This is a genomic window from Xanthomonas sp. NCPPB 3570 (assembly GCF_056725115.1).
Genome location: NZ_CM161513.1, coordinates 1680621 through 1695220 on the forward strand (window position 1 = coordinate 1680621; position 14600 = coordinate 1695220).

Genomic DNA, 14600 nt, shown 5'->3' on the forward strand with positions numbered 1-14600 from the left:
TCAATACCGATCCCCTCGCACCTCGCCGCGCGTACGGACGTGGTCCGCCCGCTGTCCACCACCGGGCCAGTGCGACTCTTCGTAGTCCCCGCCGAGCCAGCGCCTCGCTCTTCCCAATCCCCAATCCCGATTCCCCAATCCCAGCCCCTCCATGACTTCAGTCCTTTGCGCCACGCCCACCACGGCCCCTACCATCGACGTTTTGCCGTGTTCCGGAGACACCCGATGATCCTGCGCTACGCCTTGCTGCCCCTGGCCCTGCTGACTGCGCTGCCCGCGCTGGCCGCCACCCGCGGTTTCGAAGTTCGCGACATGGTCGCGCTGGACCGGGTGTCCTCGCCGCTGCTGACGCCCGACGGCGGCACGGTGATCTTCGCCAAGCGGCAGATGGACAAGGCGCTGGAGAAGTCCAGCACCAGCCTGTGGCTGCGCGACCTGCGCACCCGCGATGCGGCGCCGCCGAAGCGGCTGACCCCGGAAGGCTGGAACGTCAACTCGCCGGAACTGTCGGCCGACGGCAAGACCGTGTACTTCCTCAGCGCCAAGTCCGGCCGCCAGCAGCTGTACGCGCTGCCGCTGGCCGGCGGCGCGCCGCGCCAGCTCACCGATTTCGCGTTGGACGTGGACAGCTACCGCATCGCCCCGCAGGGCGACCGCGTGGCCTTCAGCGCCGGTGTGTTCCAGGACTGCGGTTCGGACCTAGCCTGCACGCAGAAGCGCCTGGACGCCAAGAAGCAGTCCAAGGCCAGCGGCGTGGTGTTCGACCAGTTGTTCGTGCGCCACTGGGACACCTGGAACGACGGCCGTCGCAACAGCCTGTTCGTCGCACCGCTGCCGGCCGGTGCCAAGGCCAAGCCGGTGGCCGGCGCCTCGGCAGTGAGCGTGACCCTGGCCGGCGACATCCCCTCCAAGCCGTTCGGCGGCAGCGAGGACTACACCTGGGCGCCGGACGGGCAGTCGCTGGTCGCCAGCGTGCGCGTGGCCGGCCGCGAGGAACCGTGGTCGACCAACTTCGACCTGTACCGGCTGGACGCCGCCGGCAAGGCCGCGCCGGTCAACCTGACCGCGGCCAACCCCGCGTGGGACGCCGGCCCGGTGTTCTCCGCCGACGGCAAGACCCTGTTCTATCGCGCGATGAAGCGCCCCGGCTTCGAGGCCGACCGCTTCGGCCTGATGGCGATGGACGTGGCTAGTGGCAAGACCCGCGAGATCGCCCCGCAGTGGGATCGTTCCGCCGGCGAGATCGTGCTGTCGGCCGACGGCAAGACCGTCTACACCACCGCCGACGACATGGGCCAGCACCCGCTGTTCGCGGTCGACGTGGCCGATGGCAAGGTGCGCACCGTGGCGGCCGACGGCAGCGTCGGCGCGCCGGTGCTGGCCGGCAATACGCTGGCCTTCACCCGCAACAGCCTCAAGAGCGGCGACCAGATCATGGTCGCCGACGCCGACGGCCAGCAGCCGCGCGCCATCACCCCCAGCGCCAGTGAGATGCTGCCGGACGTGAAGTTCGGCGACTATGCGCAGTTCTCGTTCAAGGGCTGGAACAACGACACCGTGCACGGCTACGTGGTCAAGCCGTACAACTACCAGGAAGGCAAGACCTATCCGGTGGCGTTCCTGATCCACGGCGGCCCGCAGGGCAGCTTCGGTAACGGCTGGAGCTACCGCTGGAACCCGCAGACCTATGCGGGGCAGGGCTACGCGGTGGTGATGATCGACTTCCACGGCTCCACCGGCTACGGCCAGGCCTTCACCGATGCGATCAGCCAGCACTGGGGCGACCGCCCGCTGGAAGACCTGCAGAAGGGCTGGGACGCGGCGCAGAAGCAGTACGGTTTCCTCAACGGCGACAAGGCCTGCGCGCTCGGCGCCAGCTACGGCGGCTACATGGTCTACTGGATGGCCGGCAACTGGAACAAGCCGTGGAAGTGCCTGGTCGACCACGACGGCGTGTTCGACAACCGCATGATGGGCTATGCCACCGAGGAGCTGTGGTTCAGCGAGTGGGAGAACGGCGGCACGCCGTGGCAGAACCCGGCCGGCTACGAGAAGTTCAACCCGATCCTGCACGTGGACAAGTGGAAGGTGCCGATGCTGGTGATCCACGGCCAGCAGGATTTCCGCATCCCGATGGAGCAGGGCCTGGCCGCGTTCGGCGCGCTGCAGCGCAAGGGCATCGAGTCCAAGTTCCTGTACTTCCCGGACGAGAACCACTGGGTGCTGAAGCCGCAGAACAGCATCCTCTGGCACGACACGGTCAACGGCTGGCTGAAGCAGCATATCGGGGAGTGAGGGGACCTGGGGCTCGGGATTCCGGGCCCCTTTTCGGTCATGGCCCAGGTCCCGGGATTGGGGATTGGGGATTCGGGATTCGGGATTTTCCGCGATCCCGGTAACCGATCGCCCTTGTGGGAGGGGCTTCAGCCCCGACGCCTTACCGCTAAAGCGTCGGGGCTGAAGCCCCTCCCACAAAAGCAGGGTGCTTGCAGTCGCGTCGGTCCTGCGAAGTCGCCGCATGCTGTTGCGCTGTTTCGATCTTTGTTTCACTTCCAACTCTCAACTTCAATCTCCAGCCGCGAATCCCTATTCCCCAATCCCGAATCCCCGCCCCACCGCCCGATGCCCTCGACGCCCCTGATCACCAACGACATCGTCATCTTCGGCCTGATCGCCGCCACCCTGGGTGCGGTGTTCTGGACCGCGGCGCGGCCGTCGGGATTCTGGAAGCGCTTTTACCGCATCGTGCCGGCGCTGTTGCTGTGCTATCTGATTCCGGGCATCTACAACACCGTCGGCCTGATCGACGGACAACACAATTCGCTCTACAACCCGGTCGCGCGCGACGTGCTGCTGCCGGCGGCGCTGGTGCTGCTCACCCTCACCGTCGACCTCAAGGGCATCCTGCGGCTGGGCCCGAAATTGGTGGCGATGTACCTGGGCGCCTCCTTCAGCATCATGCTCGGCGCTGTTGTGGCGTTCCAGGTGATGAAGTGGCTGCATCCAGTGACCGTGGCCGGCGACACCTGGGCCGGCATGGCGGCGCTGGCCGGCAGTTGGATCGGCGGTGGCGCCAACATGCTGGCGATGCGCGAGGTGTTCCAGGTCGATGCCACCACCTTCGGCCAGTTCGCGGTGGTCGACGTCGGCGTCGGCTACGTGTGGATGGCGCTGCTGATCTTCCTGGCACAGCGTGCGCCGGCCATCGACGCGCGCACCGGCGCCGACACCCGCGGCATCGACGACCTCAAGCAGCGTATCGCCCACTTCCAGGCCCAGCACGAGCGCGTGGCCAGCCTCACCGACCTGATGCTGATCGTCGGCGTCGCCTTCGGCGCGGTCGGCCTGGCGCATGCGATCGCCACGCCCACGGCGGCGTGGTTCGACGCGAACGTAAGTTGGGCCGAGCAGTTCAGCCTCGGCTCGCCGTTCGTATGGGTGGTGGTGCTGGCCACCACCTTCGGCCTGCTGCTCAGCTTCACCCGCGCGCGCACCCTCGAGGGCGCCGGCGCCTCGCGCATCGGCACGCTGCTGCTGTACTTCCTGATCGCCTGCATCGGCATGCAGATGGACCTGCTGGCGCTGTTCGACCGCCCCTGGATCTTCGCGCTCGGCCTGATCTGGCTGGTCGTGCACGTGCTGCTGTTGCTGGCGCTGGGCAAGCTGCTGCGGGTGCCGTTCTTCTATTTCGCGATCGGCTCGCAGAGCAACGTCGGCGGCCCGGCCTCGGCGCCGGTGGTGGCGGCCGCGTTCCATCCGGCGCTGGCCCCGGTCGGCGTGCTGCTGGGCACGATGGGCTACGCCACCGGCACCTATCTGGCCTACGTGGTCGGCATCGTGCTGCGCGCGATGGCCGGCGCCGGCTGAGTCACGCGGGCGCGCCACCGCAGGAGATAAGCGTTCGCGCCGACCGCTTCAGGGGAGCGTTGCGGTTGGGTTCCGCGTGCTGCGCCTCGCACCTCCAAGGCTTCCTATCGGATTACTTTGGCTCGCAGCATGCCTGTCGCTTTCGCCGTCCTGGTCTGATTCGGCAGGCGTCCTCGCGGACGCCTGCCATGACCCAGCCCGTGGCGGCGACTACTGCATCGCCACGCTGCGCTGCCGTTCTTCCTGCTGTTGCGGCGGCGCCTGCAGGTTCTGCTGCTGCAACTGGCCGACGTTGGCCTGCGATGGTTCGTGGGCCGCGGCCGCGGTCTGTACCTGGCTGCGCAGGTGCGCCGGGTTTTCCGGCTGCCCCTGGACCGCGAACAGGCGGTCGCCATCGCGGCTCGGCAGGACCTGGTCGATACGCTGCAGACCGTCCTGGCCGGCACGCGCGGCCACGCTGGCGGCGGTGTTGAGGAAAGCCGCATCGTCGTGCAGGCCGAGCCGGTCGCGCTGCCCGTCCAGTTGCACCACTGCGTCGTTGAACAGGCGGCTGCCGGTCGACAGGCCGGCCGATTGCGCTTGTCCCTGGCTTTGCGCCTGCAGATCCTCGGCCTTCATCACCGAGTCGATGCCGTGCAGGTCCAGGCGATGCTTGAGCATCATGCCGGGGATCAGGCGCTGGCCGAACGACAGCGGGTCCGGTTCCGGCAACTGGATCTGGTGGCCGGCGGCGTCGGGCATCAGGCCGCGGGTGAGCAGGTTGTCCTCCTGCAGGTAGGTCAGCAGTTCGTTCTTGACGTGATAGCCCCGGATCAGCCCATCGGCGGCATAGGCCTTGGCGGCGTCGGCGTCCAGGCCTTCGCGCTCCAGCGTCTTGTTGTTGACGCCGGCGGCATTGAAGGTCACCGCGGGCACATCGTTGACCATCGACGAGGCCGCGGCCAGGCCGCCGCCCAGCGAGTGCCCGGAGATCAGCAGATTGTCGCCGAAGGCCTGCTTGGCCTGGCTGCCGAGCTGGATCGCCGAGGCGTACTGCGCGTCGGAAAAGCCCAGGCCCTGGCCGATGTTGTGCTTCCAGTCCTTCAGTTCGTCGGTGCCGCAGAACCCCAGTACCACATTGCCCTGTGGGTTGCGGTAGAACGCGGCGTCGAAGCCGCTCTTGGCGTCGTGCTGCAGGCTGGGGTCGATGCCGGCGCGCTGCAGCGCGGCGTCGTCCATCCGCGTCCAGCCGTCAGGCAATGTGGCGAAGGTCTCGGCGCCGCCGGCGCGGCGCTCGGCGGCGGTGTGGTAGAGGTCCTGCAGCAGTGGCGGCAGCTGCCGGTCCACGGCCTGCGGCTGCTGGCCGCGGACGGCGTCGGAGAAAGAGGTGGACGGATCGGACGGGGAAAGCTCGTTCTGGTTCATGCGCGGCTCCGTGCGAATGTAGCGACCGACCGCGTCAGCGGCTCGCTTCCAACGGGATGGCGTGGGCGCTCAGCCAGGCGCGCACGTCGTTGCGGACCTGCTGCGCGTTGGCGTTGAGCAGGCGCTCTGGCGTGTTGAAGAAGTACGCCTGGAAGGTCTTGCCCTGGGCGTTGCGCAGGCTCGGATCGACCCCGGCCTGCAGCAGCTTGGGCACCCACGGGTTGCCGGCGCTGCTCTGCGCGGCCAGGTGCAGCAACGAGTTGCCGGTGGCGTCGACCCGTTTCGGATCGGCGCCGGCCTTGAGCAGCATTTCGATCTGCGCGTCGCGCTTGCTTTGGACGGCGCGGAACAGCGGCGTCCAGTTCGCGCGCGCACTCACCGGGTCGACCGGGGCGCCGTGCTGCAGCAGGATCTGCAGGTATTGCGGATCCTTGGCCATGGCCGCCATGTGCACCACGGTTTCCTGGTCCATGCCCGGCAGCGACGGGTCGGCACCGGCGTCGAGCAGCGCCGCCAGCGCGCGCGGCTGCTCGTTCCAGATCGCCCATTCGAGCAGGGTGACGTGCTGGTCGCCGTGCGCGGACAGGTCCGTGCTCGGCGCCAGGGCGGCGATGCGGGCGACGTCGCCGCGCGCGATGGCAGCGGCGATGTCGGCGAGTGCGGGGTCGCGGAACGCAACGGAATGATCCTGCAGCGAGGCTGACATGGCGGAATGCTCCTTGGCGCCGGACTGTGCGGCGCAACTGACCGAGAAGAACAGCGAGGTCGCGAGTGCGATCAGGGCGGGGACGGGCGTACGCATGCAAGGCTCCTTTCCTGTTCGCGGTCCTGGGATGACGGCGCACGTCCTGGCGCCGCTGTCGATCCTAGCAGTGGTTTGCCGGGGTTTCGCGGCAGTTTTGTGACGTTGTCTGCGGATCTTGGGCGGCGTTCCGTTCGGTGCCGGGTGGTTTAACCGGAAACAAACGCTTGCCAGTCCGAATGTCGCCACGGCAGCGTTGCCGTGGCGAACGGGCAGGGCGTACAGGCGCCGCCAATGCGCAGACACGCGTGCGCCTGCGTCCCTGCGTCCGTCACGCGCGTCCGTGGTCGGCCTGTGTGCCGCCGCTGTCGACGCCACACAGGCGGGGGACATGCGCACGGCGGCATAATGGCGGTTTTCCCCAAGGAGCGCGCGATGACGGCGACCCCCTTCGACCTGTTGATCAGCGATTGCGACGGCGTGCTCGTCGACAGCGAAGTGCTGGCCGACCGGGTGATGCTCGATGCGCTGGGCGCCTATGTGCCGCGGGTCGAACTGGAACAGTTTCTCGCCGGCAGCTTCGGCCTCACCGCGCAGGAGATCGTGCAGCGCGTGCAACGGCAGTATGCATTGGACTTGCCGCCGGGCCTGTACCAGGAGATCCGCACGCGCTCCGAAGCGCTGATTGCGGCCGAAGTGCAGCCGATCGCCGGCGTGCGCGAGGCCTTGCTGGCGTTGCCGCTGCCGCTGGCGGTCGCCTCCAACAGCATGCGCGAGAGCGTGGTCGCCTCGGTGGCGCGCGCCGGCCTGGCCGAGCGCGTCGGCGAGCGCATCTTCAGCGCCGACATGGTGGCGCGGCCCAAGCCCGCGCCGGACGTGTATCTGCTGGCGGCGAATACGCTGGGCGTGGCGCCGGAACGCTGCCTGGTGATCGAGGACAGCGCCACCGGCGCGAGCGCCGCGCTGGCCGCGGGCATGACCGTGATCGGCTTTACCGGCGCCGCGCACATTCCCGCCGGGCACGCCGCGACCCTGCGCCAGCTCGGCGTGGCCGCGGTGATGGAACACATGCGCGAGCTGCCGCAGACCTATGCGGCGTTGGTGCGTGACGCGGCGGCTTGAAGGGCGGGGAATGGGGAATCGGGATTCGGGAATGGGAGGTTTTCGGCGAGTGCCAGCATCGCGAAAAATCGTTCTGTCCGTAGGAGCGGCTTCAGCCGCGACGCGTTACCGGTAATGCGTCGCGGCTGAAGCCGCTCCTACAACCGCCAAGCGGCGCTGCCCATTGCAAGCATCGCCGCACCTTCATCACGATCACCGCCATCAATCCCCAATCCCGACTCCCCAATCCCAGCCTTTCAACAACAGCGAAACCCGCTCTTGCCGCCATACCGCGCTTCCTGGCGCTCGCGGAAGAAGGTCTTGTAGTCCATCGGCTCGCGGTCCGGGTGCTTTTCCAGCATGTGCCGCACGTAGTTGTCGTAGTCGGGGATGCCGCAGCACAGGCGCGCGGTCTGCACCAGGCGCCGCCACAGCCGGCGGTGCGCCTGGTACTGGCCGATCGGAACCAGTGCGCCCCCCATTACAGGTCCGCCATCTGGTGCGGCTGCAGGGCGACGTACGCGGTCTCGCGGTCGCTGCGCTGCGGAGTGCGGCGGGCGACGAGGATGGTCTTGATCGCGTACACCAGCACCGCGAACACCACGCACAGGAACAGCACGGTCAGCCCGGTGTTGACGTAGGCGTTGGTGACGATCTGCTGCATCTGCGCCACCGACTTGGCCGGTGCGGTGACGGTGCCGCTGGCGATGGCGTCCTGGAACTTGTGCGCCTGCGCCAGGAAGCCCTGCGACGGGTTGGCGTCGAAGATCTTGATCAGGCCGGCATAGGTGGTGCAGATCAGCAGCCACACCGCCGGCACCGCGGTCACCCACGCGTAGCGGTCGCGCTTCATCTTGAACAGCACCACCGTGCCCAGCATCAGCGCGATGCCGGCCAGCATCTGGTTGGAGATGCCGAACAGCGGCCACAGCGTCTGGATGCCGCCGAACGGATCGACCACGCCGGTGTACAGCAGGTAGCCCCACAGCGCCACGCAGCCGGCGGTGCCGATGATGTTGGCGGTCCACGACTCGGTCTTCTTCAGCGCCGGCACGAAGTTGCCGAGCAGGTCCTGCAGCATGAAGCGGCCGGCGCGGGTGCCAGCGTCCACCGCGGTGAGGATGAACAGCGCCTCGAACAGGATTGCGAAGTGGTACCAGAAGGCCATCATCGCATCGCTGCTGTTGGGGATGGCCTGGTGCAGGATCTGCGCGATGCCCACCGCCAGCGTCGGCGCGCCGCCGGCGCGATGCAGGATGGTGGGTTCGCCGATCGCCGCCGCGGTGGCGGTCAGTTGCTCCGGGGTGATGGCGAAGCCCCAGGTGGTGCTGATGTGGTGCGCGGCGGCGGCGACGTCGGCGCCGATCACCGCGGCCGGGCTGTTCATCGCGAAGTACACGCCCGGGTCGATGATCGAGGCCGCCACCAGCGCCATCACCGCCACGAACGATTCCATCAGCATGCCGCCGTAGCCGATGTAGCGCATGTGCGACTCGTTGGCGAGCAGCTTGGGCGTGGTGCCCGAGGAGATCAGCGCGTGGAAGCCGGACACCGCGCCGCAGGCGATGGTGATGAACAGGAACGGGAACAGGCCGCCTTTCCACACCGGGCCGTCGCCGCTGGCGGCGAACTGGGTCAGCGCCGGCATCTTCAGCTCCGGCATCACCACCAGGATGCCGATCGCCAGCGCGATGATGGTGCCGATCTTGAGGAAGGTGGACAGGTAGTCGCGCGGCGCCAGCAGCAGCCACACCGGCAACACCGAGGCGACGAAGCCGTAGCCGATCAGCATCCAGGTGATCTGCGTGCCGGTGAAGGTGAAGGCCGGGCCCCAGGTGGGATCGGCGGCGACCTTGCCGCCGAACCAGATCGCCGCCAGCAGCAGGATCAGCCCGACCACCGAGATCTCACCGATCTTGCCGGGGCGGATGTAGCGCATGTACACGCCCATCAGGATCGCGATGGGCATGGTCGCGATCACCGTGAACATGCCCCAGGGGCTTTCCGCCAGCGCCTTGACCACCACCATCGCCAGCACCGCCAGGATGATGATCATGATCAGGAACGCGCCGAACAGGGCGATGGTGCCGGGCACCTGGCCCATTTCCTCGCGCACCAGGTCGCCGAGCGAGCGGCCGTTGCGGCGGCTGGACAGGAACAGCACCATGAAGTCCTGCACCGCACCGGCGACCACCACGCCGACCACCAGCCACAGCAGGCCGGGCAGGTAGCCCATCTGCGCGGCCAGCACCGGCCCGACCAGCGGCCCGGCGCCAGCGATGGCGGCAAAATGGTGGCCGAACAGCACGTGCTTGTTGGTCGGCACGTAGTCCAGGCCGTCGTTGTTGAGCACGGCCGGCGTGGCCCGGGTGGGGTCGAGCTGCATCACCTTGTCGGCGATGAACAGGCTGTAGAAGCGGTAGGCGATCAGGTAGATCGACACCGCGGCCACCACGATCCACAGCGCATTGATGTGTTCGCCGCGGCGCAGGGCGATGGTGCCGAGGCAGAACGCCGCCAGGATGGCGAGTGCGGCCCAGGCCAGCTTGGAAAACCCTTTCATGCAGAACGCTCCCCCAAAGATTGCCGCAAGGGTCGCCCCGATGGCCTGGAGGGTCAATGGCGGGGGCGGCCAGGGGCCTAGTACTTTGGTCGTAGAAGACGCCCCTCTCCCTCCGGGAGAGGGGTTGGGGTGAGGGTCCGGAGCGAAGCCCTCGCGGATCCAGCCTGGGCTTTTCGACGCAGCACGAGGCTGCGCCCGTACCCTCATCCGCCCCTTCGGGGCACCTTCTCCCGAGGGGAGAAGGGAGGTCATGGCTTCGAACAGATAATGAATCGTCGAAGCGCGCCTTAGCCCCTCTCCCTCCGGGAGAGGGGTTGGGGTGAGGGTCCGGAGCGACGCCCTCGCGAATCCAGCCTGGGCTTTCGGTCGCTGCACGAGGCTGCGCCCGGACCCTCATCCGCCCCTTCGGGGCACCTTCTCCCGGGGGGAGAAGGGAGGTCATGGCTTCGAGCAGATAAGGAGCTGTCGCAGCGCGCTTTAGCCCCTCTCCCTCCGGGAGAGGGGTTGGGGTGAGGGTACGGAGCGAAGCCCTCGCAATACCAGCTTGGGCTTTCGGACACTGCACGAGGCTACGCCCGTACCCTCATCCGCCCCTTCGGGGCACCTTCTCCCGAGGGGAGAAGGGAGGTCATGGCTTCGAGCAGATAAGGAGCCGTCGCAGCGCGCTTTAGCCCCTCTCCCTCCGGGAGAGGGGTTGGGGTGAGGGTCCGGGGCGAAGCCCTCGCGAATCCAGCCTGGGCTTTCGGACGCAGCACGAGGCTGCGCCCGTACCCTCATCCGCCCCTTCGGGGCACCTTCTCCCAGGGGGAGAAGGGAGGTCATGGCTTAGAAAAGATAAGGAATCGTCGAAGCGCGCTTTAGCCCCTCTCCCTCCGGGAGAGGGGTTGGGGTGAGGGTCCGGGGCGAAGCCCTCGCGAATCCAGCCTGGGCTTTCGGACGCTGCACGAGGCTGCGCCCGTACCCTCATCCGCCCCTTCGGGGCACCTTCTCCCGAGGGGAGAAGGGAGGTCATGGCTTCGAGCAGATAATGAATCGTCGAAGCGCGCTTTAGCCCCTCTCCCTCCGGGAGAGGGGTTGGGGTGAGGGTACGGGGCGAAGCCCTCGCAAAGCCATCCCGTGCTGTCGGAATGCGCGGCTTCCAATGGTGGGTGAACCTGCCGGCGCGCGACAAGATGACCGCGCCGCGCTACCAGGAGTTCGCGCCCGAACGCATCCCGGTGGCGTAGCCAGCGCCGGTTGCCGGCGCAGACCCTGGCGGTGCTCGGGGCGGCGACCTGCTGCAACTGCAAGCTGAAGCACAGGGCGCGCGGCTGATCCTGGTCGCCGGCCGGCCGTCGCGCGAGCCGATGGCGCCGTATGGGCCGTTCGTGATGAACACCCGGCAGGAACGGATGCAAGCCTTCGTGGATTTCCAGGAAGGGCGCTTCTGACGGCGCGTCGCGCGCCTTCTCTGCGGCGTCGTGCCGTCCGTCGCAGGAGCGGCTTCACCGCGACGGGCGTTCCCGGGAACACCCGTCGCGGCTGAAGCCGCTCTTACGTCATGTCTCGAGCCTGCGGGCTTCAGCGCTCCAACGCCAGGCTCGACTGGCGCATGTCCAGGCCCTGCACCAGCGATTGCAGGGTCTGCAGTTCCTGAGCGTCGGCGGCATCGATCCACACCTGTGCGTACTGGTCCTTCTTCAGTTCCGCGACCGTGATGCGGCGTGTGGCCTGGTTCGGCAACTCGACGCCACCCACATCCGGCCGGTACCAATACACCGCTTCGCCGGCGATGGCGCCCTTTTCCTCGCGCAGCGTGCGCTGCAGCGGAATGTTCGGGTCGCGCGCGGTGAGCATCATGCCCAGCACCTGACGTCCGTCGGCATCGCTGGCGCGGCAGACGATGAAGCCCTTGTCGCTGCGCTCGCTCCATTGCAGCTTGCTCTGCGGCGGCAGCGGTGGGCAGTTCTGGGCCTGCTGCGCGGTGGCGGCAGCGGCGGGCAACGCCGCCGCAGCGGTCAGCAGCGCCTTGCGCAAGAGTGTCTTCATTCGCGATGTTCCCCATACGCCGCGATGCGACGCGTTCGATCCATACGCACGCCTGTGGCGTCGTCTGCGGGAGCGCCCATCCTGTGCGGGATCCCGGCAGTGCATCCCCCGACGCAGTGCGTGTCCCGTGTGCGGCCACGCGCACGCGGCCGCGCCTGCACCATAGCCCAGCGTGGCCGCGCTGACAATTGGGATGCGGATTCCGGAATATCCGTACGCGTGGTATGGCATGGCAGCACCCGCCCGGCTGCGCCGCCACGCAGGTGTTGACGGGGGTGCGGCGACGGAGACAGGCGCGCGAGAGGGGGCAGGCGGCCGCGCAGACCGCTTGCCCTGGCCGCCCGATGTGGCGGCGGCCGTTGTGTCAGCGGCCCGGTTCGGGCAACGGGATGAATTCCTGGTCGTCGCCGGGGATTGTCCCGAAGCGGCCCTCGCGCCAGTCCTGCTTGGCCTGCTCGATGCGTTCCACCGAACTGGAGACGAAGTTCCACCACAGGTGGCGCGGGCCATCCAGCGGCTCGCCGCCCATCAGCATCGCCTTCAGCGGGGTCTTGGCGCGCAGCCGCCCGCGCGCGCCCGGCTCGGGCAGGACCAGGTGCCGCGCCGGGATGTCCACGCCGTCCAGTTGCGCCTCGCCCTCCAGGATGTACAGCGAGCGCTCGGCGTGCCGGGCATCCAGGTCGAGTTCCGCGTCCGCCTCCAGGTCCAGGGCCACGTTGAGGGTGTCGGCGAACACCGTCACCGGCGATTCCTCGCCGTAGGCGCGGCCGGCGATCACCCGCAGCCACACGCCGTCGCGGCGCTGCTGCGGCAGGCTGGCGGCGGCATGGTGGTAGAACGCCGGCGCGGTTTCTTCCGCCGATTTCGGCAGCGCCACCCAGGTCTGCATGCCGTGCAGCGGGTGCGCATGCTCGCGCAGCGCGGTCGGCGTGCGTTCGGAGTGGGAGATGCCGCGGCCGGCGGTCATCCAGTTGACGTCGCCGGCGCGGATCACCTGGTCCGAGCCGAGCGAATCGCGGTGGCCGATCTCGCCTGACCACAGGAAGGTGACCGTCGCCAGGCCGATGTGCGGATGCGGGCGCACGTCCACCCCATGGCCCGGCTCGAACACCGCCGGCCCCATGTGGTCGATGAAGACGAACGGGCCGACGCTGCGCGCCTGCATGCTGGGGACGGCACGACGCACTTCGAAGCCGCCGATATCGTGGACGCGGGGGGCGATCAGGGTGGGCATGCGGACGCTCGCAGTTGCAAAAACGGAAGCGAAGCTTCGCATGCGCGACGGCCGCGGTGCGGCGCCATGGCAAGACGGACTGTCCCGCATGCGGTCATCCGCGGCGGGCCGATCCGCGACGCGTTCGCGCCATGTCGCGCGGTGATGCCGGCGTGCCGGAATCGCATAGTGCGAAGTGCGTGCGCTTCTTGTCTGCGACGTGGCGGCGGGCCTGTGAATAATCGGTGCGCGTCGCGGCCGGTCGCACGCGCTAGCGAGCGGCACGTGGCGCTGCGTCGATCCCTCTTCCCCCCGAAGGAGCCCACACATGAAGAATGTCGCATCGCACATCCGTTGTCGCCGCGCCGCCTGGTCGCGCCCTGGCCTGGTCCTGCTCGCAGGCGCGGCGTTTGCGGCGCAGGCGCAAAGCGTGCCGAACATGAACGTGCCCACGGAGATCATCAACGATCTGTGGGGCGCGAAGGCCTTGCTGGTCACCGGTGGACAAGGCGCCGGCTGCTATCCGGTCGCCAACGGCCATCGTGTCGCCGGCCCGACCCTGCGCACCAATATCCGCTACATGGCGATCGGCATGGCGACCGACAACTGCGCCGTCGGCAGCGGCATCGCCAGCGTCAATCTCCAGTTCCTCGCGCGGCCGCGTCCGGCAGGCATGTACATCCAGATCGTCGACAACGGCATCGTCATCAGCAACCGGTGATCGCCACGGCCGCCGGCCGCCGACTGCCGAGCCCGGTCAGAACAGCGACCGGGTCTGCGCGGCCGGCGCCGGCATCTCGCCGCGGCGCGAGGCCAGCCGGTCGGCCAGCCGGGTCGGTTCCGGCAGGCGATAGCCGCGCAGGTAGCGCTGGGTCCACTGCAGTGCGCTGTCCACCGCCACGCGGTGGCCGGGCGAAACGATCAGTGGATTGCAGCGCAGCTTGCTGCGCAGCGCCCAACCGACCACCTCGCCGCGATGCACGATGGGGCTGTGGTCGCCGGCTTGCGGACCGGGTTCCTCGAAGCGACCGGCCAGCAGGGTCTTGGCCACGCCGATGCTGGGCAACCCGGTGACCACGCCGAAGTGCGCGGCGATGCCGAGCCGGCGCGGATGAGCGATGCCCTGGCCATCGACGAACACCAGGTCCGGGCGCTGCCGCAGCAGGTCCAATGCGGCCAGCAGCGCCGGCAGTTCGCGGAAGCTGAGCAGGCCGGGCACGTAGGCCATCGAGGTAGGCACGCGGGCGATCTCGGCTTGCTGCAACTGCAGGGTCTGCGCATCGAGCAGCACCGCCGCGGCGCGGGTGACCTGGCCATCGTCCTCGAAGCCGACATCGAAGCCGGCCAGCCAGCGCGGCGGGTCGGGCACCTCGTCCTGCAGGCTGACCTGGCGCGCCAGCGTCGCCTGTAGCGCGCGTGCCTGCACGATGCTGCCGTCCCAGTCGCCGAACACGGGGTGCGTGGAAGTGTCCATGCGCTGATGATCGCGCCGTGTTCGTGGTTGGCGTGTGGAGGGGCGGGAATCGGGAATGGGGAATCGCAACGGCTTGGTTCTCCAGCAAGCCGAACGGCCAAGCCCCGCCTGCTGGTCAGAGCCGCGCGGGAGCCCGCTTCAACGATGTCCCATTCCCGATTCCCCATTCCCAGCCAAGAGCTACAATCCAGGGCTGCACCATCCACGC

General features: G+C 68.4%; 11 protein-coding genes and 1 pseudogene. 5 read left to right on the plus strand and 7 right to left on the minus strand.

Features of this window, described 5'->3' with window-relative positions; all coding sequences use genetic code 11:
• Positions 1-225: 225 nt before the first annotated feature.
• Both AC1PLR_RS07415 and AC1PLR_RS07420 read left to right on the plus strand, forming a co-directional pair.
• Entirely contained in the window at positions 226-2295 is a 2070-nt protein-coding gene (locus AC1PLR_RS07415) for a S9 family peptidase (RefSeq protein ID WP_481103134.1), read from the plus strand.
• 327 nt (positions 2296-2622) lie between these two features.
• On the plus strand, positions 2623-3867 hold the full coding sequence (locus AC1PLR_RS07420) for a DUF819 family protein (protein WP_481103135.1): 1245 nt from the start codon (positions 2623-2625) through the stop codon (positions 3865-3867).
• 210 nt (positions 3868-4077) lie between these two features.
• Here AC1PLR_RS07420 and AC1PLR_RS07425 read toward each other — a convergent pair whose 3' ends face one another.
• Together AC1PLR_RS07425 and AC1PLR_RS07430 are read right to left on the minus strand one after the other, a co-directional pair.
• On the minus strand, positions 4078-5271 hold the full coding sequence (locus AC1PLR_RS07425; protein ID WP_481103136.1) for a Tle-like phospholipase domain-containing protein: 1194 nt from the start codon (positions 5269-5271) through the stop codon (positions 4078-4080).
• A gap of 34 nt (positions 5272-5305) precedes the next feature.
• Positions 5306-6073 carry an ankyrin repeat domain-containing protein gene (locus AC1PLR_RS07430; RefSeq protein WP_481103137.1) on the minus strand — a complete coding sequence of 256 codons (768 nt, stop codon included), beginning with the start codon at positions 6071-6073 and terminating at the stop codon, positions 5306-5308.
• Positions 6074-6448: 375 nt separating this feature from the next.
• On the opposite strand from AC1PLR_RS07430, the gene AC1PLR_RS07435 reads away from it, so the two are divergent.
• The gene (locus AC1PLR_RS07435) at positions 6449-7135 is read left to right on the plus strand and encodes an HAD-IA family hydrolase (RefSeq protein WP_481103138.1); all 687 of its coding nucleotides are present in this window, start codon (positions 6449-6451) and stop codon (positions 7133-7135) included.
• A 236-nt stretch (positions 7136-7371) separates the two neighbouring features.
• On the opposite strand, the gene AC1PLR_RS07440 is transcribed toward AC1PLR_RS07435, so the two are convergent.
• A complete protein-coding gene (locus tag AC1PLR_RS07440) occupies positions 7372-7596 on the minus strand; it encodes a YbdD/YjiX family protein (protein WP_481103139.1) in 225 nt (74 codons plus the stop codon).
• A complete protein-coding gene (locus AC1PLR_RS07445) occupies positions 7596-9677 on the minus strand; it encodes a carbon starvation CstA family protein (protein WP_481103140.1) in 2082 nt (693 codons plus the stop codon). Before AC1PLR_RS07445 ends, AC1PLR_RS07440 begins: the two co-directional genes overlap by 1 nt.
• Before the next feature lie 1127 nt (positions 9678-10804).
• On the opposite strand from AC1PLR_RS07445, the pseudogene AC1PLR_RS07450 reads away from it, so the two are divergent.
• Positions 10805-11107: pseudogene (locus AC1PLR_RS07450) on the plus strand (pirin-like C-terminal cupin domain-containing protein); the annotation flags it as partial.
• 130 nt (positions 11108-11237) lie between these two features.
• On the opposite strand, the gene AC1PLR_RS07455 reads toward AC1PLR_RS07450, so the two are convergent.
• Entirely contained in the window at positions 11238-11705 is a 468-nt protein-coding gene (locus tag AC1PLR_RS07455; RefSeq protein WP_010342081.1) for a hypothetical protein, read from the minus strand.
• Positions 11706-12069: 364 nt separating this feature from the next.
• The gene (locus AC1PLR_RS07460) at positions 12070-12939 is read right to left on the minus strand and encodes a pirin family protein (protein ID WP_481103141.1); all 870 of its coding nucleotides are present in this window, start codon (positions 12937-12939) and stop codon (positions 12070-12072) included.
• A gap of 307 nt (positions 12940-13246) precedes the next feature.
• Between AC1PLR_RS07460 and AC1PLR_RS07465 the strand changes: the two genes are divergently transcribed.
• A complete protein-coding gene (locus AC1PLR_RS07465) occupies positions 13247-13639 on the plus strand; it encodes a hypothetical protein (RefSeq protein WP_481103142.1) in 393 nt (130 codons plus the stop codon).
• Between the two features lie 36 nt (positions 13640-13675).
• Here the strand turns inward: AC1PLR_RS07465 and nfi are convergent, their stop codons facing one another.
• Positions 13676-14392 carry a deoxyribonuclease V gene (gene nfi, locus AC1PLR_RS07470; protein WP_481103143.1) on the minus strand — a complete coding sequence of 239 codons (717 nt, stop codon included), beginning with the start codon at positions 14390-14392 and terminating at the stop codon, positions 13676-13678.
• Positions 14393-14600 lie beyond the last annotated feature (208 nt).